The sequence below is a fragment of the Gemmatimonadota bacterium genome, assembly GCA_009838645.1.
Lineage (GTDB): Bacteria > JAAXHH01 > JAAXHH01 > JAAXHH01 > JAAXHH01 > JAAXHH01.
The window spans coordinates 417,672-433,448 of the sequence record VXRC01000049.1; the positions used below are offsets into that span (position 1 = coordinate 417,672).

Here is a 15,777-nt window from a genome sequence, read left to right on the forward strand (position 1 = left end):
CGATGCATATATTCAAGGGCTGTTATCTTAACGTATGGCCCGTGGACTGTCAAGTTGAGGTCCCCTGGCAGGGATGCCGGGAACGGGGAACATCAAGAAGGAGGAAGGGTGTGTCGACGCGCGCCATAGTCCTGTTTTTAACGGTCGTATTCATCGGTTTGACCGCTGTGCTTTGCGACGGCTCCGGTATTCCGGAACCGCCCAAATACACGGGGGATCTTTCGGAGCTTCAATCGCGCGGCGTCGTCCGCGTCATCGTCCGTCCGGACGCAGTCGACCATTTGCCCCGAAACGCGGAACCGGTCGAGCTCGACCATGACATCGCTCGGAGCATAGCCGAATCGCTGAACCTGAAGTTGCGGCTTGTCACTGTCGAGGACCATCAATCCATGGTCGACAAGCTTCTGCTGGGCGAAGGAGACCTCATCGCCGCGAATCTCACGGATACGCCGGATCGGATGGCAAAAACGGCCTTTTCCGTGCCCTATCATTTTGTCGATGAATACCTGATCGTCCCCGCAGGCGAGAGCGTCCCGGACAGTCTCGGTGATCTGAACGGTATGGCGATCAGCGTTCGTGCGTCCAGCTCGTACTACCAGACGCTGATGGAATTGCAGAAACAGGTGCCCGGCCTGCGTATAAACACCGTACCTGAAACCATGCTGACGGAAAGTATCATCGACGGGGTCGCCCGCGGCGAGTACGAGGCGACGGTCTGCGACAACAACCTGTGGTACGCCGTGGCGAGCGAGTACTACGAGCTGACCGCCCCGCTTGCGCTGTCGGTAAACCGCGAGGTCGTCCTGCTGATGCGACCCGGGGACGATGAGCTTAAAGAGAAAGTCGACGAGATCCTGCTTGCCCGGCAGATATCGCCCACCCGCGAGCGCGTTTACACCGATGACCTGGACGGATTGAAGAAACGCGGCCGGCTGCGCATGATCACGCGAAACAACGCGCTTACCTACTTCATTCACCGCGGTATGCAGGTCGGCTACGAATATGAACTCCTGAGAGAATTCGCCGGGCGGAACGACCTGCGGCTGGAAATCGTCATACCGGACGACCACGCCAAGCTGCTCGACTACCTGAACGAGGGCAAGGGAGACGTCGTCGCCGCGGCCATGACGATCAGTGATGAAAGGGCGGCCGCTGCATCATTCACGACGCCGTACAACGACGTGGACGAAGTGGTGGTCGTCCGCTCCGATGAAGAGGGCATTTCAGGCTTCGGGGATCTCGCCGGCCGAACGGTGCACGTCCGCGGCAGTTCATCGTTTCTCGTACCGCTCCGCGCCGCCGCCGATTCCGTGGAAGGCCTGGAGATCGTCGAGCTGCCCGGCGACGTCGAGACGGAGGAAATCATGTTCGGTGTCGAGGACGGCACCTACGACGTGACCCTGGCGGACTCGAACTTGCTGGAAGTGGAACAGGCGTACGGACACGATCTGAAGGCCGCGTTCAGCATCGGGCCCGCGTCCCTGGGATGGGCCGTGCGCAAGGATAATTCGGGACTACTCGCAGCCCTCGACCAGTACATCCGCCAGGAGAAGCGGGGACTGTTCTTCAACCTGATGCGCAAGAAGTACTTCGAGAACATCCGCACCATCGCCAAGTCCAAGGACTCGCTGCGGGTCGACCTGAGCGGACAGCTGTCGCCATTCGACGACCAAGTAAAGAAGTTCGCCGGCTATTACGGCCAGGACTGGCGCCTTGTCACCGCGCAGATGTACCAGGAATCCAGGTTCGATCCTGACGCCGTGAGCTGGGTAGGCGCCCAGGGACTCATGCAGGTGATGCCGGCCACGGGCGAGCAGATGGGATTCACCGAGTTGCATGACCCGGAAGTAGGTATCCATGCCGGCGTCAAGTACATGGACCATCTTCTCGGACGGTTCGACCCGAAGTTGCCGATGGAGACACGGGTGCACTTCGCGCTCGCGTCCTACAATGTCGGATACGGCCATCTCCTCGACGCCCGCCGCCTGGCCAGGGAGAAGGGGTGGGACAGCAACCGGTGGTTCGGAAACGTCGAAGAAGCCATGCTGCTCCTTTCCAGGCCCGAGTATTACAGCCGGGCCCGGTACGGTTTCTGCCGGGGAGGACAGCCGGTACACTACGTCGAGAACATCCAGCAGTACTACGACGCCTACCTGGAAGTACTCGCCTCGGCCGACCCTGTCCAGGTCAAGGCCGACGAACCAACCCGCCCGGAACCGCTCGCGCTCGACGGTCCGCTTAGACCGGACCGCCCGGTCCTCTACGACACCACGACCGAACTCGCCATCCCGAAATAGCCCACAGTCGGAGCTTTCCATGAATTCCGACGTCCGAGACCCAACCCGCCAGGAACCCTGGCAGCATCTCCAGGCGCTCATACAGGCCGAATCGCGGTACGTGCTGCCTTCCTACATCGGTTCGCTTACGTCCACCGAACTGGCACGGACCGTCTCGCGCCTGAGCCAGGAAGAACACACCCGGCTGCTCGGCCTCCTGTCGCCCCAGGATGCGGCGGAGTTGATCGATCGCATCGGGGACGTGCAGGCGGTCGACCTGATCGAGGATCTTCCACCTGCCGAGGCCGCGGCGATCGTGGACGAAATGTACAGCGACGCCCAGGCCGATCTGCTCGGTGGTCTCAAGGACGAGGAAGCGGAAGCCATTCTCGAGGCGATGCCGGACGAAAGGGCCGCGGAAGTCCGGCAGCTACTGCAATATCCGGACGAAACGGCCGGCGGGATCATGCTGACCGAGTTCGTATCCTATCCCGTCGACTTTTCCGTGCAGGACGTGATCGAGGACCTGCGTAACCGCCACGACGAATACGTCGGTTACGACGTGCAGTACCTGTACGTATCGGACGGGGCGAAGCTGTCGGGTGTTCTGCGGCTGCGTGACGTGCTGATGGCCCTGCCCGGCCAGCAACTCACTGAAGTCATGGTGGAAGATCCCGTGCGCGTCAACGTGCTTACGCCGCTCGAGCAGATGCGCGACCTCTTCGAAACCTACACCTACCTGGGGTTGCCGGTCACGAACGAAGAAGGCAGGCTGGTCGGCGTGGTACGTGCCGCGGACGTGAAGGAAAAACTGACGGAACAGACCGAAAGCGAGTTCCTCAAGACAAGCGGCATCGTAGGCGGCGAGGAACTGCGCAGTATGCCCGTCCTGACGAGGTCCTCGCGACGGTTGTCCTGGCTCAGCGTAAACGTCGTCCTGAACATCCTGGCCGCGAGCGTCATCGTCTTGTACCAGGACACGCTGGAAGCGGCGATCATCCTGGCGGTCTTTCTTCCCATTATTTCGGACATGAGTGGGTGCTCGGGCAACCAGGCGGTCGCGGTGAGCATCCGGGAACTGGCCCTGGGGCTCGTACGGCCCGGGGAGATCCTGCGCGTCCTCGCCAGGGAGGCCTCCGTCGGCCTCATGAACGGCGTGGTCCTCGGCGCATTGCTCGCCGGCGCCGCCCTGTTCTGGCAGGGGAATCCCTACCTGGGCCTCGTCGTCGGAACCGCCCTGGCGGCCAACACGCTGCTGGCGGCTTGTCTGGGAGGGTGCATTCCCCTGGCGCTTCGGGCGATGAAGGCCGATCCCGCTCTGGCGTCCGGTCCCATGCTCACGACGGTAACGGACATGTGCGGCTTCTTTCTTTTGCTGAGCCTGGCACAGTTCATGTTGCCGAAACTGGTCTGAAAAGGATTTTAACGTGCGTCCAGGTATTACCCGCGTCATAAGCAGCCTGCGCAAAGCGAGCCGGTTCATCGGAAGCGAGATCTGGCATATCAACACCCGGGGACTGTCCAGGCTGCACGCGCTCCTCGTGCGCGTCGCCAAGTCTGTCATCTTCCTGTATCACCAGTTCTGGGAGGACCGCCTGCTGACCCGGGCCTCGGCCCTGACCTTCTCGAGCCTGCTGGCCCTGGTCCCATTGCTCGCCATCGTATTCACCGTGTACCAGAGCCTGGGACTCTACGTGGACTTCGAACCTACCCTGAGAGAATGGTTGAGTCCCCTGGGCAGTGACGGCGACGTCGTGGCCACGCAGATCATGGATTTCCTGGCCAACGCACAGACCGGCACGCTGGGATACATCGGGTTGGTGGTGCTCCTGTTCGCCGTGCTGGGCATCCTGGCGAATATCGAGGAATCCTACAACGACATCTGGCACGTGCGGCGCATGCGAAGCTGGAGACAGCGGCTGGTGAGCTACCTGGCGCTGCTGCTCATCGGACCGCTGATCATTATAGGCGTCGTGACTTTCATAGGATCGTCGAACAGCATTGCCTTGCTGGCCAACTTCGAAAGGATCGCGGGCTTCTCGCCCCTGTCCGTCCTGCTGATCGGACTCTTCTTTTCCCTCATCATCTGGTCGGTACCCAACACCCGGGTTTCCATACGGGCCGCCCTGGTCGGCGGTATGATATCGGGATGCGGCTGGATTCTGCTTAACCGGTTATTCGCCCAGTTGATTGCGGACACCACGCAGGCGGGGGCGCGGGAGATTCTGTTCGCGGGTTTCGCCGCCCTGCCGATCTTTCTGATCTGGCTCTACCTCGGCTGGGTGATCCTGCTGCTCGGAGCGATCCTGGCCTATTCCATCCAGAACGTGGGTATCATGGAGTGGCGGCAATCGGAGCGGGTCCACGGGACGGCGCTGCGAAGCTATATCAACGTCCTCGCCTTCCTCTACATCATCCGCAATTTCGTGGAAGAAAACAGGCCGACCAGGCTGGACCGGCTTTCCGGGCAGACCGGGGCGCCGGAGAACGTGCTCGACGAGATGCTCTCGGCCTACGTGGATTCAGGACTGCTTACGCGCAAATCGGGGTACCACATCACCTTCACGCCCGCCGCATCGCCGGAGGACATACCCCTGCGTTCCCTCCTGAACGTACTGTACCATCCGGGACCGCTCCCCGACCGCTTCCAGAGCGTGGATCCGCTGAACGCCCTGGCCCGGGACCTCCTGCAATACTACCGGACGTCCTACCGCTATCCGCTCGACCAGTCCCTCACGGACACGGTGCTCTCTCTTACGCCGCCGCGGAAGACATCCGGCGAGCACACCGAGGGCGAGCCCCAGGCATCTTGATCTCCCGAGACATCCGGATCTCCACCGGTACACGGATCTCCCGAGGCATCCGGATCTCCACAGGAATTCAGATTTTCAGTAGGAAATCCCGGACCGGCGTAATGCGTCCAGGCTGCATCCTTGCGGCAGGTCGTGGCCCATGACCGTGCGGAAGAAATCCTCCATCCCGAGCAGGAAGGGTTCGATGTACTCCCGCGAACCGGCCTTTCCCATGTGTCCCACGCGCAGCGAATCCCGGGCGAACTCGCCCATGGCCTGCGCCGCCAGGAACCCGTGGCTGCGGAGCAGGTAGGTGCGCAGTTCCGCGGCCTCGGACACGTCCGGATGGACCCGGAATGTGGTCACGGTACAGGACGCGGCGGCATCGGCCACGATGGGCATGCACCCCACCGCGCGCAACCCGGCGCGGACCACGGACCGGGCCCACGCGTACCGGGCCCAGTGGCCTTCCAGCGTCTCCCGGTGCAGGATCCTCTTCAGGCTGGCATGCAGGGAGACGATCAGGCTGCTGGCCTGGGTCGTGGGATAGGGATGCTCGCCCGAGGATTCGGACGCCCGCTTCCACACGGCGAGGTCGTAGTACCAGCCCCGGTGCGCACTATCCCTGGCGCGAATGATGTCCCACGCCCGGTCGCTGACCGCCAGGATGCCCAGTCCGGGCGCGGTCTCCAGGGCCTTGTTGGAGGAGGTCACGGCCACGTCGATGCCCAGATCGTCCACTGGGATGTCATAGCCCCCCAGGGCCGACACGCCGTCCACGAAAAAGGGCAGGTCGAAATCGCGGGCCAGGCCGGCGTAGGCCTTCAGCGGATTCCGCACACCCGTGCCGGTGTCGTTGGCGACCACGACCAGGCCGGCGGTCCGGGGGTGGCGTTCGAGGGCGCTACGCATTTTGTCCGGATCGCCGGGCTCGCCCCAGGGGTCGTCCACGGCGATGACCTCGCTACGGAAGGCCTTCAGTATTTCGACGAGGCGATTGGCGAACGGTCCGTTGGTCACCACCGCAACCTGTTCCCCGGGCTGGAAGAGACTGCTGAGCCCCGCATCGAGCGCGCCCGAACCGGGGGCCGTCATGATGATCACGTCGTTGCGGGTCTGGAATATGGTCCGGAGCATCGATACGGTTTCTTCGTAGATGGGACCGAAGTCTTCACCGTAGTGGGGCAGCACCTGCCGGCTGAGCGCCTCCAGGGTTTCCTCCCAGATATCGATGGGACCGGGCAGCAACAATTTGGGACGGGGCATGGGCACGCTCAATCCAGGTGGACGTCGGAATACTTCGCGATGATTTCGTTGATCGCGCTGATGAACCGGTCAATGTCGTCGTAGGAATCGTAGAAATGGGTGGACACCCTGAAAAACGACTGGCCATCCACCCCGAGGGCGGTGACCTCGATCTTGTAGTCGCTCCAGAGATACTGGCATACCTTCGACAGGTCGATGCCTTCGATCGAGAAACCTGAAATGAACCCGGACATGGATTCATCCATCGGGATCGTGAGGCGGGCTCCCCGTATCCGCTCGACCGCCTGGGCCTTCAGATACCGCGCAAGTCCGAGGCAATAAGGCCGGATCCTGCTTTCCCAGCCGATTTCCTCCTGGTAGTCGATGGCGTCTCCCAGGCCGGCGTGGTGAGTCAGGTCCCGGGTCCCGTTCACGTCGTAACGGCTGGCCGAATCGGTTTCGCGCATGTTGTGGCCGATGATCACGGGCCTGATCCGGTTCTGGTACTTCTCGTCCATGTAGAGGAACCCCACGCCCTTCGGCGCCAGCAGCCACTTGTGGCAACTGCTGGCGTAGAAGTCGCATCCGACTTCGGACAGGTCCAGGGGGACCATCCCCACGGCGTGTGCGCCGTCCACCATGGCCACGGCCCCGTGGGCGTGGGCCAGGCGGGTCAGTTCCGTGATGGGCGCCACCAGTCCGGTCGTGAAGTACACGTGGCTGAAGATCACGACGCTGGTGTTCTCCGTGATGCCCGCCGCGTAGGCGTCCACGATGTCCTGTGGCGAGGACGGCGGAATGGGCAGCGAAATGTAGTTCAGGTTCAGTCCGTCCCGCTCGGCCAGCCACGTCCACAGGGCGCGGACGGCGGGGTATTCCTGGTCGCTGAGCAGTACGTCGCTGCCCCGCTCCCAGATCAGGCCCTGGCCGGGTATGTTCATGCCCATCGTCGTGTTCAGCACGAGGGCGATCCGGTCCGGGGTCGTGCCCACGAACCTGGCCAGCTTCTCCCTGGATGCCTCCACCAGGGGCCTGAGCAGGTCTCCGTGCCGGCGGTGGAGCGGATCCGCCTCGAATTCCCGCATCAGGTCGATGATACGTTCGATGACCGGCCTGGCGGAGGGACCCACCGTTCCGCCCTGCAGGTAGGTCACCTCGTCCATCAGGTAGAACTGTTTACGGATCTCCGACCAGTAGGCCGCTTCTTCGGCGGATATGGGATGCCTGGATGGGGTGGTCATGGGTAGTCCTGGATAACGTGAATGGGCGGGTTGCCGACCGATACAAGACAACCCGTCTATTCTAAGGACGCCCTCCAATGGTGTCAAGACGATACGACCCGTTTCACCGGCAGAAAAGCCTTGTCAATGCGGGGTTACCGCCTAACTTGTCCAGGTTGGTCATCTACCTTGGAGAATAAGCATGCCGGATCGTTGGCGGAAGTCCGTTGCTGTCCGGTTTATGAAAAGGAGAATCAAGGCCGATGCGAGGAAACAGGGTGCTGGAAAAACTGCGGGCCGGCGAAGTCGCCCACGTGGTCGGCGGCCACAGCCATACGGCGAATTCCATCGATTTCATGGGGCAGTTCGGTTTCGACGGCTACTGGATCGAGGGAGAACACGGGGACATCACCTTCGACCGGATCGGAGACGTATCCCGGGCCTGCGACCTGTGGAACATGGCGTCGGTGATGCGGGTGCACGCCAACGAGACCGGGTTGATCGGCCGCACGCTGGACTGCGGAGTGAGCGGGCTGGTCGTCCCCCACGTGAGCAGCGCCGAGGCGGCGGTACGTGTGGTACGGGCCAGCCGGTTCGCCCCGGCCGGCATGCGGGGCATGTACTTCAACCGGCGGGGTTACGGCACCGAGAACAGCGAATTCATCGCGAAGGTGAACGATGAGATCCTCGTCATCGTCCTCATCGAAGAAATCGAGGCCGTGGAGAACCTGGACGAGATCCTCGCCGTGGACCACATCGACGTGTTCTTCGTCGCCCCGGGGGACCTGGCCCAGACCATGGGCTATCCCGGAGAGATGTACCGCCCCGAGGTGAAGAAGGTGGTGTCCGATACCCTGTCGCGGATCGTCGCGGCCGGCCGGAACGCGGGGTCGCTCGTAGGCGACGAGACGTTCGAAGCGCACGCCGAAATCGGCGTCCGGTTCTTCTTCACCGTGTACGACCACTGGCTTCGCGCCGGCGCCAAAGCCTACTGGGACAGGGTCGCGGCGTTGAAGTAACCGCGGGCCGAATGAAGTGACCGCGGGCCGGCGGGACGCACCGTCACACGATCTGCGGTCACCCGCCCGGTGATCACTTGTCCGGCGATCACCCTACCCGCTGACCCACACCTTCGGCTTTCGCCCGCTCGTAAACGACCGCGGCCACGGCCACGTCCTCCACGGCCAGGCCCTGGGATTCGAAGAGCGTAATGTCGGCGGGCTCGATACGGCCGGGCACGTGGCCGGCGACCACGTCGGCCAGTTCGTGTACGCGGTCCCAGTGGAGGATCCCCTGCTCCACCGGTTCGAGCAGGTCTCCGCACTCTACCTTCGCCTGCTCCCTGGAATCGACGGCCACCACCCTGGCCCGCCGGACCGTCTCCGCGTCGATCTCGCTGCGAACGAGCGCGTTGGAACCGGCGGCGTTCACGTGAGCGCCGGGCGCCAGCCACGCGCCTTCCAGCACAGGCTTCGCCGAACTGGTGATCGTGATGACCACGTCCGCTTCCTCCACGCAGGCACGGGCCGAATCGACCGGCTGTACCCGCACCCCGAGGGCCTCACTCATCTCGCTGCAGTAGGCCTCCCTGCGTGCCCGGTCCCGCCCGTAGGCCTTAACGGAGGTCACCGCGCGTACGCCGCAGACCGCCGCAAGCTGGCTTCGGGCCTGCCACCCCGTGCCGATGACGCCCACGATTTCCGCGTCTTGCCGGGCCATGTACTTCGTCGCCACGCCGCTCGCCGCGCCCGTTCGCATCTGCCCGAGGCGGTCGGCCTCGATCGCGGCCAGCGGTTCCCCCGTGTCCTCCTGGAAGAGCAGCACGACGAACTTCGCGCCGTTCCGCGTGGTCGTATAGGCTTTCAACCCGGTGAGATTCAACGCCGGAATCCCCCCGGACATGACGTGAAGCGTATGGTCCGGCAGCCGGACCCTGGAACGGGGGATGTTCACCGCCTTCCCCGTACCGAGCCCGCTGAAGGCCTGCTCGACCGCACGCAGCGCGTCGTCCATGGACAGCAAGCAGCCAACCTGGTCTTCGTTGATGTACAGCATGTTATACCTTCCGTTCGGATGTATGCAAGCCGGCGCCCGGAAGCTGGCGCCCGGAAGCCATGATATCCGGTATGTCGACGAGGTGTCAAGACCAATGTCCCGGCGGCGGTTCACGGGACGCGTGCCCTGTTAGGACACGTACCACGCAGAGCCCGGCCTCCTTGACAGCCGCTGCGCGCCTTGACAGCTACTGACCACATGGTATCTTCAGTTTCGTCATGCCGCTGACCCTCCAAGCCGTACGAAACCGGTTTCCCGCACTCCAATACCGCGATTTCCAGCTGTTGTGGTCCGGCCAGGTCGTTTCACTCACCGGATCCCGCATGCAGCAGACCGCCGTGCTGTGGCACATGTATCAGTTGACCGAATCCGCGTATGCTCTTGGCGCGATGGCGGTTATACGACTCATTCCTATCCTGGTCCTTTCCCCGCTGGCCGGGGTCATCGCAGACACCCACGACCGCCGGCGCGTTCTGCTCATCGCCCAATGCGGCCTCGCCCTGATCAGTACCACGCTGGCATGGATTACGTGGTCACGACAGGATTCCGCAACGGCACTCTACGTGATCACCGCCATCAGCGCGGGGATCGGATGCTTCAGCAGTCCGGCCAAGAACGCCATGGTGCCCAACCTCGTGGCCCGGCGGCATCTCGCCAACGCCATGAGCATCAATATCACCGCGTCCCACGTGGCCTCGGTGACAGGACCGGGCGTGGCCGGCCTGATCCTGGCCACGGGTTCCATCGCGACCGTCTACTGGATCAACACCGTTTCCTTTGCCTTCATGATCGTGCCGATCCTGATGATGCGCACCGTACACCGGAGCATCGGGAGCGTGACGCGGGTCAGCTTCGCCGCGGCCCTCGACGGACTCCGGTTCATCAAGCGTTCGCCTATCATCCGTTCGGCGATGGTGCTGGATTTCACCGCCACCTTCTTCGCTTCCGCCACCTCGCTGCTGCCCATCTTCGCCACGGAGGTGCTGGGCGTGGGGGAACGGGGATACGGACTGCTCGCGGCGGCACCGGCGATCGGCGCCGTGCTGACCGGTGCGCTCATGTCCACCTTCCCAGTGATCTCCGGCCAGGGCCGGCTGCTATTCAAAGCGGTGGGCTGCTACGCGCTGGCCACCGTGGTCTTCGGCATTTCATCCAGCTTCTGGCTCACCTTCGCGGCGCTGCTGCTGACCGGCGCCTTCGACACGATAAGCATGGTGCTGCGCCATACCATCATGCAGCTTTCGACCCCGGACGAACTGCGCGGCCGCATGACCTCGGTAAACATGATGTTCGTCATGGGAGGACCCCGGCTCGGCGAGGCCGAAGCCGGACTGGTGGCGGGACTCGCCGGCGCGCCGTTCTCGGTCGTCACGGGCGGGATCGGCTGCCTTGCGGCCGTCGCCGTCATCGCCTGGCGGTCGCCCGCGCTGAGACGGTACGACGGCCAGCGATAGCCCGGAAACAGGAGGAGGTTTCATGATCTACGACGTGCATTCCCATGCCTGGAGGTATCCCGACCACTTCAACGACACCTTCCGGGCGCAGGCCTTCCGCATGCGAGGCTACGAACTGGACCTGACGCCATCGTACGAAGGGTATCTGTCGTCTGCGCAGACTGCCGACGCGCCCGTGAAGACCGTGGTCTTCGGTGGCAAGGCGAGGTTGTCCGGGCTGTGGACGCCCGACCGCTACGTGGTGGAGTACTGCGCGGCGTACCCCGATCAGACGATTCCCTTCATGTCGCTGGACCCCACCCAGGACGGTTGGAGAGAGGAAATGACCGAAGGCCGGGAGCACCTGGACATGCGGGGCATCAAGCTGCTGCCCATGTACGCCGGGTTCTATCCCCAGGACCCCGAACTCGACGACCTGTGGCGCTATGCCTCTCGGAACGGACTGCCCGTCCTGCTGCACACCGGCACCACGTTCGTGGACCAGGCGCCGCTGGACTGCACCCTGCCCCGCCACCTGGACGCCGTCGCCATCAAGTATCCCGACTGCAGGATCATCATGGCCCACCTCGGCCATCCTTACGAAGGGGAAACGGTGGCAGTCATACGCAAGCATCCCAACGTATACGCCGACATCTCGGGGCTGCACTACCGTCCCTTCCAACTTTATCACAGTCTCATGCTCGTTCAGGAATACGGGGTATGGAACAAGCTCCTCTTCGGTACCGATTACCCGGTCACGACGGTGGACGACACGCTCCGCGACCTGCGCGGCCTGAACGCCATGCTCGAGGGCACGAGCCTGCCCCGCCTGGACGAAGAGGAAATGGAAGGGATGATTCACCGGGACGCGGGGGAGATACTGGGCAAAGGTTGACCGGCCGAGACGAGGCCGACTCGCGCGCGGCGCGCATCAGTCCTCGCCGGTCAGCCACCGCCAGAACCGGAAGGGCTCCGGTTCGTTCTTCGTGGGATCCTTCAATATGTCTTCCGTTATGTAAAGCTCGGTCTGCAGATTGGACATGAGCTCGCCCCGCCAGGCCCGGTAACCCCACTTGTTGGGCTCCAGGGCATCTCCCCGGATGAAGGGCTTCCACATCTGGTTGATCCGGATGTACCACAGGAAAATCCCCCCGGCTTCATCGACGAGGATACGCTCGGCGTTCCTGTACATGGCCATGCGCCGTTCGGGATCGCCCACCAGTTCATTGGCCTGCCGCACGAGGCTTTCGAAACGATCGTCGTGCCAGGCGTGGCGCCCGTTGGAAAGCCAGATGGTCAGCAGGTTGCCCGCGTCGATGAAGTCGTACTGGTAGGGGACCATGCCGAGGGTCAGTTCCCGGGCGCTCATGGCGTCCAGGTAGACCTTGCGTTCCACATTGCGGACACCCACGTCCAGGCCCAGGTGCTGATTCAGCATGGCCTGCACCGCCTCCGCGGCGGTCCGGATGTTGGCGGCTTCCCCGCGCAGCCAGATATTCACCTCTGGAAAACCGCGGCCGCCGGGGTAACCGGCTTCGGCTAGATAGCGTCGTGCCTGTTCGGGGTCGAACCGTTGCAGCGGGGCCAGTTCCTCCGAGCTGGAACCCGGGAACCCGGGCGGCAGCATGGAGGCAGCCGGTATACCCACGTCGCGCATGGCCGATTTCATGATGGCGTCGACATCGATGGCATGGGCAAAGGCCTTACGCACGCGGACGTCGTCGAAGGGCGGGTTATAGGTGTCCAGCATCAGGTAATACGTGGCGAAATCCGTGTAGGCATTGAGTTGTTCGCGCAGGACCGGGTCCGCCTTGATCCGGTTGATCTCGGCCTGGTTGGTCAGGGGGACATAGTCCACCTCGCCGGCTTCGTAGGCCGATAGGAACTGGGGCGGTACGGCGAGGTTGTACAGTCGGGCCACGACGCGTTCCAGCATGGGCTTGATGGGACCCCGGTAGTTGTGGTTGATGCCCAGCACGATGCGGTCGCCCTTGATCCACTCGACCAGGCGGTAGGGTCCGCTGCCGAAATGGGTTTCGGGCCGCGTCGCCCATTCGGGGCCGTACTTGTCGAACAGGTGGGTCGGGGATACCCAGCTTTTGGCGAGCAGGAGCGGCAGATAGGGCGTGGGACGTTCCGTCGTGAAGGCCACGGTGTGCTCGTCCAGCGCCTTGACGCCCAGGGAATCGAGGGGCTGGCGTCCACCGACGACGTCGGTCCAGTTCTTGATCGAGCGGAAGTACCACTCGAAGTCGAAGCCCGTCTCGGGATTCGCCCATCGGCGGAAGGTGGCCTCGTAGTCACGGGCCGTAAGCGGATGGCCGTCCGCGAAGATCATCCCCTCCCGTATCCGGTAGGTCCAGGTCAGCCCGTCTTCAGACAGTTCCCACGAAGTGGCTCCGGCCGGAAGCAGGTTGAAGTCCCGGTCCACGCGGGCGAGCGGCTCGGCCACCAGGCCCACGCCCCAGGCCTGCTTATAGGTGGATGTACCACGGTCGAGGTAACGGTTGTCGGGAGAAAACTGGGTGAGAACCTGCAGTGCCGGCGGCGCCGCGTCCGGAGGCAGTGTCACACCGAAGGAGTTGACATGCCGTGCCGTCCCACCGGATTCCTTCTGGCCGTCGACCGGCAGCGCGAGGACGGTGAGGGTGATGAGGACGACGGACGCGCCGGCCAGAGCCATGGGAACTACTGGACGCATTCGCGCTGCGTTTCGCAGCCTGGCCGCGGTTTGATCGAGTCGGAACAACTGGCGTGTCCCTTGGACGACGGGTTGGAAATCGTAATGGAGCCGCTCGTGCATCTTACGGAAACAGCGTGGGGCTTGTCAACGGTTTCGTCCCGGTACGGCCGCCATAAAACAGGTGACACGAAGCACCTGAGCAATTACCCTATACGGGATCCGAAGAGATGTAACCGCCTCCCGCTTCGGAGGAAAGCGAAGCCTGAACGGCGGATTCCACAGAAAGGAAAACAGCATGCCAATCGGCTCGAGACAACTGGGAACCACGGATGCCTACGTGACCGAACTGGGATTCGGCAGCGCGCCGCTGGGAGACCTGTTCCAGCCCGTCACGGACGCGAAGTCGCGCGCCACGCTGCGTACGGCCTGGAGGGCCGGTATCCGCTACTTCGACACGTCGCCCTGGTACGGTTACGGCAAGAGCGAATTGAGGCTGGGTGAACTGCTCCGCCAGAAAAGCCACGGCTCCTACGTGGTGTCCACCAAGGTCGGCCGAGTTTTCAAGGCGACGCGGGACCTGAGGAACTTCGATCAGGGTTTCTGGTGCGGCGGGCTGCCCTTCGACCATGTCTACGACTACAGCTACGACGGGATCATGCGGTCCTACGAGGACAGCCTGATCCGCTTCGGGATCCACCGCATCGACCTGCTGCTGATCCACGACCTCGACCCCTTCTACCACAACGAGCCGCAGATCCAGGCCTACCTGCACCAGCTGTTCACCAGCGGCTGGCGCGCGCTGGCGGAACTCAAGGCCTCGGGGGATATCAAGGGCGTGGGCGCCGGCCTGAACAAGACCGGGATGATGCTGCGCTTCCTGGACCTGATGCCCCTGGATTTCTTTATCGTCGCCATGCCGTACACGCTGCTGGACCAGGACGCGCTGGACCTGGAACTGCCCCGGTGCGTGGAGGACGGCATCGGCATCGTGATCGGCGCCGTCTTCGCCTCGGGCATCCTGGTCACTGGCCCCACGGAGAATTCGACCTACGGTTACTACCCCGCGACGCCGGAAATCATGGAGAAGACCCGTCGCATACAGGCAGTTTGCGAGCGGCACGGCGTGCCCCTGGCCGCGGCCGCCCTCCAGTTCCCGCTGTTTCACCCGGCGGTCGCATCCGTCATCCCCGGCGCGATCAGGCCCGAGTACGTCGAATCGAACCTGGCCAACTACCAGCATCCCATACCTGCCGACCTCTGGGCTGAGCTCAAATCGGACGGGCTGATTCGCGACGACGCTCCGGTTCCGGGTTAGGCGCCCATGGAATTCGAACTCTGGCAGCTGTTCCTGCTCGCCGGCGTTGGCGTCCTTTCGGGCTTCCTGAACGTCATGGCGGGCGGGGGTTCGCTGCTGGCCCTCCCCGTGCTTATCTTCCTGGGCCTGCCCGGAAACGTGGCCAACGGCACCAACCGCGTGGCCATCGTCGCCCAGAACGTATCGGCCGTCACCAGCTTCTTCAAGCAGGGGTATTCGGAGCTGCGCACCATGCTGACCCTCGCGCTCTGCGCCGTGCCGGGGGCGGCGCTGGGGGCGTATCTGGGGACCCAGGTCAGCGGCGAGCTCTTCAACAGGATCCTCGGCGGCCTGATGATCGTGCTGCTGATCCTCATGAGCAGGAAACCGCGTGACGCGGAGACCACCGAGAAGCCGAAGCGACTCGTCCTGGGGCACCTCCTGATGGTCGCGGTGGGGTTCTACGGCGGGTTCATCCAGGCCGGGGTCGGGTTCTTTCTCATGGCGGTGCTCTACCGGGTCGTCGGCCTCGACCTCGTCCGAGTCAATGCCTTCAAGGTATTCATCGTCGGCATCTACACCCTGGTCGCGCTGGCCATCTTCGCGGACAAGGGACAGGTGCTCTGGCTGCTCGGGGCCGCCCTGGCCGTGGGCACGACGGCCGGCGGATGGATCGGCGCCCATTACACCGTCAAGCGGGGCGAGGGACTGATCCGCGTGATCCTGAACGTGGTACTGGTCGTCATGGCGATCCGGCTCCTGCTCTGACCCTTACGCAA

12 protein-coding genes are annotated in these 15,777 nt (G+C 63.4%); 8 read left to right on the plus strand and 4 right to left on the minus strand.

Annotation, left to right across the window (positions count from 1 at the left end):
- Positions 1–2 precede the first annotated feature (2 nt).
- From F4Y38_15750 to F4Y38_15760, 3 genes are read left to right on the plus strand one after another with little or no spacing between them, the layout of a single operon-like run.
- Complete coding sequence (locus F4Y38_15750; protein ID MXY50733.1) at positions 3–2,297, plus strand: transporter substrate-binding domain-containing protein; 2,295 nt, start codon at positions 3–5, stop codon at positions 2,295–2,297.
- A 19-nt stretch (positions 2,298–2,316) separates the two neighbouring features.
- Positions 2,317–3,690 carry a magnesium transporter gene (gene mgtE, locus F4Y38_15755; protein MXY50734.1) on the plus strand — a complete coding sequence of 458 codons (1,374 nt, stop codon included), beginning with the start codon at positions 2,317–2,319 and terminating at the stop codon, positions 3,688–3,690.
- Between the two features lie 13 nt (positions 3,691–3,703).
- Entirely contained in the window at positions 3,704–5,089 is a 1,386-nt protein-coding gene (locus tag F4Y38_15760) for a YihY/virulence factor BrkB family protein (protein ID MXY50735.1), read from the plus strand.
- Between the two features lie 75 nt (positions 5,090–5,164).
- On the opposite strand, the gene F4Y38_15765 is transcribed toward F4Y38_15760, so the two are convergent.
- Positions 5,165–6,334 (minus strand): alanine--glyoxylate aminotransferase family protein, encoded by a 1,170-nt coding sequence (locus tag F4Y38_15765; GenBank protein MXY50736.1) that lies wholly within the window; start codon positions 6,332–6,334, stop codon positions 5,165–5,167.
- An 8-nt stretch (positions 6,335–6,342) separates the two neighbouring features.
- Positions 6,343–7,554 (minus strand): aminotransferase class V-fold PLP-dependent enzyme, encoded by a 1,212-nt coding sequence (locus F4Y38_15770; protein MXY50737.1) that lies wholly within the window; start codon positions 7,552–7,554, stop codon positions 6,343–6,345.
- A 242-nt stretch (positions 7,555–7,796) separates the two neighbouring features.
- Here F4Y38_15770 and F4Y38_15775 point away from each other — a divergent pair, with 242 nt between their 5' ends.
- Positions 7,797–8,552: a hypothetical protein gene (locus F4Y38_15775; protein MXY50738.1), complete on the plus strand. Its 756-nt coding sequence runs from the start codon at positions 7,797–7,799 to the stop codon at positions 8,550–8,552.
- A gap of 88 nt (positions 8,553–8,640) precedes the next feature.
- Here the strand turns inward: F4Y38_15775 and F4Y38_15780 are convergent, their stop codons facing one another.
- Positions 8,641–9,588, minus strand: coding sequence for an ornithine cyclodeaminase family protein (locus tag F4Y38_15780; protein ID MXY50739.1), 948 nt, complete (start codon positions 9,586–9,588; stop codon positions 8,641–8,643).
- Positions 9,589–9,806: 218 nt separating this feature from the next.
- Between F4Y38_15780 and F4Y38_15785 the strand changes: the two genes are divergently transcribed.
- Together F4Y38_15785 and F4Y38_15790 are read left to right on the plus strand one after the other, a co-directional pair.
- Positions 9,807–11,042 carry an MFS transporter gene (locus F4Y38_15785; GenBank protein MXY50740.1) on the plus strand — a complete coding sequence of 412 codons (1,236 nt, stop codon included), beginning with the start codon at positions 9,807–9,809 and terminating at the stop codon, positions 11,040–11,042.
- Between the two features lie 22 nt (positions 11,043–11,064).
- A complete protein-coding gene (locus F4Y38_15790) occupies positions 11,065–11,916 on the plus strand; it encodes an amidohydrolase (protein MXY50741.1) in 852 nt (283 codons plus the stop codon).
- Between the two features lie 36 nt (positions 11,917–11,952).
- On the opposite strand, the gene F4Y38_15795 is transcribed toward F4Y38_15790, so the two are convergent.
- Positions 11,953–13,824: a peptide ABC transporter substrate-binding protein gene (locus tag F4Y38_15795; protein MXY50742.1), complete on the minus strand. Its 1,872-nt coding sequence runs from the start codon at positions 13,822–13,824 to the stop codon at positions 11,953–11,955.
- A gap of 175 nt (positions 13,825–13,999) precedes the next feature.
- Between F4Y38_15795 and F4Y38_15800 the strand changes: the two genes are divergently transcribed.
- Both F4Y38_15800 and F4Y38_15805 read left to right on the plus strand, forming a co-directional pair.
- Positions 14,000–15,019 carry an aldo/keto reductase gene (locus tag F4Y38_15800; protein MXY50743.1) on the plus strand — a complete coding sequence of 340 codons (1,020 nt, stop codon included), beginning with the start codon at positions 14,000–14,002 and terminating at the stop codon, positions 15,017–15,019.
- Between the two features lie 6 nt (positions 15,020–15,025).
- A complete protein-coding gene (locus F4Y38_15805) occupies positions 15,026–15,766 on the plus strand; it encodes a sulfite exporter TauE/SafE family protein (protein ID MXY50744.1) in 741 nt (246 codons plus the stop codon).
- Positions 15,767–15,777: the final 11 nt, after the last annotated feature.